We start from the raw sequence: 2966 nt of genomic DNA, 5'->3' as shown, positions 1-2966 counted from the left end.
GAGCTGATCCATGGTGAGCCTCTCTGCCCTGCCCATGGCCCAGCCCCCTGCGGTGCGCCCCTCGGTGCGCCTGCCGGCCTGGCTGGAGGTGGCCAAGCCCCGGCTGATTCCGCTGTTGCTGGCCACCACCCTGGCCGGCATGGCCGTGAGTGGCTCCAGCATCACCACTCCCGTGGTGCTCTGCACCCTGCTGGGCGGCGCCCTGGCCTCCGCAGCGGCAGGGGTGCTCAACTGCCTCTGGGAGCAGGAACTGGATGGCCGCATGCAGCGCACCAGCCGCCGGGCCCTGCCCTCGGGACGGCTGGCCCAGCGCCAGGCCTTCGGACTCGCCGTGGCGCTCACCCTGGTCTCGGTGACGGTGCTGGTGCTGGGGGTGAACCCCCTGGCCGCCAGCCTGGCCCTGCTGGGGTTGTGCAGCTATGTGCTCCTGTACACCGCCCTGCTCAAGCCCCGCACGCCCCAGAACATCGTGATCGGCGGGGTGGCGGGCGCCATCCCAGCCCTGGTGGGTGCTGCGGCGGCCAGCGGCGAACTCGGTGCCTCCAGCTGGTGGTTGTTCTCACTGGTGATGGTGTGGACCCCGGCCCACTTCTGGGCCCTGGCGCTGCTGCTCAAGGACGACTACCGCTCCGTCGGCATCCCCATGCTTCCGGTGGTCAAAGGCGTGCAGGTGACGGCCCGGGCGATCAGCAGCTATGCCTGGCTGACGGTGGCGCTGAGCCTGCTGGGGGCCTGGATGCTGCCCAGTGGCGGCCTGTTCTACGGCCTGCTGGTGCTGCCCTTCAATGGCAGGCTGCTGCAACTGGTGAGCAAGCTCAGCCGCAATCCCAACGACCCTTCCTCCGCCAAGGCCCTGTTCCGCTGGTCGATCTTCTATCTGTTCGGCGTGAGCCTGCTGCTGCTGATGGCACGCCTCCCCCAGGCGGAGCCGTTCTCCATCGGGCTGGGGATGCTGCCTACATTGGGCGGCTGATCGACGCACAACCGCTCTGATGGCCACGGGAGAGAGGGGCTGGTGATCGAAATCGATCGGTTGAGCAAGGCCTACGGCAGTGGCACGTCCAGGGTGGATGCCCTCGATGGCCTCAGCCTGAACGTGCCGGCGGGCACGCTCTATGGCTTGCTGGGCCCCAATGGCGCCGGCAAGACCACCGCGCTGCGGATCCTCTGCACCCTGCTGGCCCCAGACGGGGGCAGCGTCCGGGTGGCCGGCGTGGATGCCCTGCAGGACCCCCGCCAGGTGCGGCGGCTGCTCGGCTACGTGGCCCAGGAGGTGGCGATCGACAAGATTCTGAGCGGCCGCGAGCTGCTGCAGCTCCAGGGCGACCTCTACCACCTGCAGCCGGCCTTGCGGAACAGCCGCATTGCCGAGCTGGTGGATCTCCTGGGTATGGGCGACTGGATCGACCGGCGCTGCGGCACCTATTCCGGTGGCATGCGCCGCCGGCTCGATCTGGCCTCCGGTCTGCTGCATGCCCCGCGGGTGCTGGTGCTGGATGAGCCCACTGTGGGCCTCGACATCGAGAGCCGGGCGGCGATCTGGACCGTGCTGCGCCAGCTGCGCGATGGCGGCACCACGATCCTGCTGAGCAGTCACTACCTGGAGGAGGTGGATGCCCTGGCCGACCGCCTGGCGATCCTCGAGGCGGGCCAGCTGATCGCTGAGGGCACCCCATCGGAGCTCAAGGATGCTCTCGGTGGCGATCGCGTCACCCTGCGGGTGCGGGAGTTCAGTGATGCCGCGGAGGCCAGCCAGGTGCAGGAGCTGTTGAGGGCCTGCCCGGGGGTGCGTCAGGTGGTGGTGAACCGCGCTCAGGGCTATTCGCTCAACCTGGTGGTGGAGCACCAGGGGGTGGTGGAACAGCTGAGGCATCAGCTGGCCGAGGCCCAGCTGCCGGTGTTCGCCCTGGCCCAGAGCCGGCCCAGCCTCGATGATGTGTACCTCCAGGCCACGGGCCGCACATTGATGGATGCGGAGCTGGCTGTGGCCGGCAGCCGGGATCCCAAGGCCGAACGCAAACAGAGCATGCGCTGATCCGTGATGACCACCACTTCTTCTGCTTCTTCTTCCGGCGCCTCGCTGTCCAGCCAGGTCAGCCCTCCGTCGCCGTTGCCCCTCGGCCCCGAGGCCTCCGCCCTGGCCGAGATCAGCCAGGAAACCCTGGCGCTCACCAAGCGCCTGTTCCTACAGCTGCAGCGCCGCCCCTCCACCCTGATCGCCGGGGTGTTGCAGCCCCTGATCTGGCTGATCCTGTTCGGGGCTCTGTTTGCCAAGGCCCCCGCCGGCCTGCTGCCGGGCGGCATGAGCTACGGCCGCTTTCTGGGGGCCGGCGTGATCGTGTTCACCGCCTTCAGCGGCGCCCTCAACGCCGGGCTGCCGGTGATGTTCGATCGGGAGTTCGGCTTCCTCAATCGGCTCCTGGTGGCGCCGCTGCGGGCGCGCAGTTCGATCGTGCTGGCCTCGGTGCTGTTCATCACGGCCCTGAGCCTGGTGCAGAGCCTGGCGATCATGGCGGCCGCTGCCCTGCTGGGCTACGGCTGGCCGGGCGCCGGTGGCCTGCTGCTGGTGCTGGTCACGCTGCTGCTGCTGGTGTTCGCCGTCACGGCACTCAGCCTCGGGCTGGCGTTCGCCCTGCCGGGTCACATCGAACTGATCGCGGTGATCTTCGTGGCCAACCTGCCGCTGCTGTTCGCCAGCACCGCCCTGGCACCGATTTCCTTCATGCCGGCCTGGTTGGGCTGGCTTGCGGCCCTGAATCCCCTTACCTTCGCGATTGAACCGATCCGCGCCGCCTACGCCGGCCATTTCTCCCTCACCGCCGTGGTGCTCGAGGCTCCGTACGGAGACCTCACCGCCGGCACCTGCCTGGCCGTGCTGGCCCTCCTGGCCGCTGGACTGTTCGCCCTGATCCGGCCCCTGCTGGATCGCAAGCTCACCTGATTCCCGGTCCCCGTGCCCCGTACTC

Annotated in this window: 3 protein-coding genes; all 3 read left to right on the top strand. The window is 69.0% G+C overall.

Going from position 1 to position 2966, the window contains the following annotated elements; genetic code table 11:
* Positions 1 to 10: 10 nt before the first annotated feature.
* The 3 genes from IQ216_RS12925 to IQ216_RS12915 are packed head-to-tail and all read left to right on the top strand — an operon-like array spanning position 11 to position 2941.
* Positions 11 to 973, top strand: coding sequence for a heme o synthase (locus IQ216_RS12925; RefSeq protein WP_186697039.1), 963 nt, complete (start codon positions 11 to 13; stop codon positions 971 to 973).
* 39 nt (positions 974 to 1012) lie between these two features.
* Entirely contained in the window at positions 1013 to 2035 is a 1023-nt protein-coding gene (locus IQ216_RS12920) for an ABC transporter ATP-binding protein (protein ID WP_228007501.1), read from the top strand.
* A 6-nt stretch (positions 2036 to 2041) separates the two neighbouring features.
* Positions 2042 to 2941: an ABC transporter permease gene (locus IQ216_RS12915; protein ID WP_186697037.1), complete on the top strand. Its 900-nt coding sequence runs from the start codon at positions 2042 to 2044 to the stop codon at positions 2939 to 2941.
* Positions 2942 to 2966: the final 25 nt, after the last annotated feature.

Source organism: Cyanobium sp. LEGE 06143 (genome assembly GCF_015207535.1).
Taxonomy (GTDB): Bacteria; Cyanobacteriota; Cyanobacteriia; order PCC-6307; family Cyanobiaceae; genus NIES-981.
Note: the sequence above shows the minus strand (reverse complement) of the source record. Positions and strands in the feature narration are given on the sequence as shown.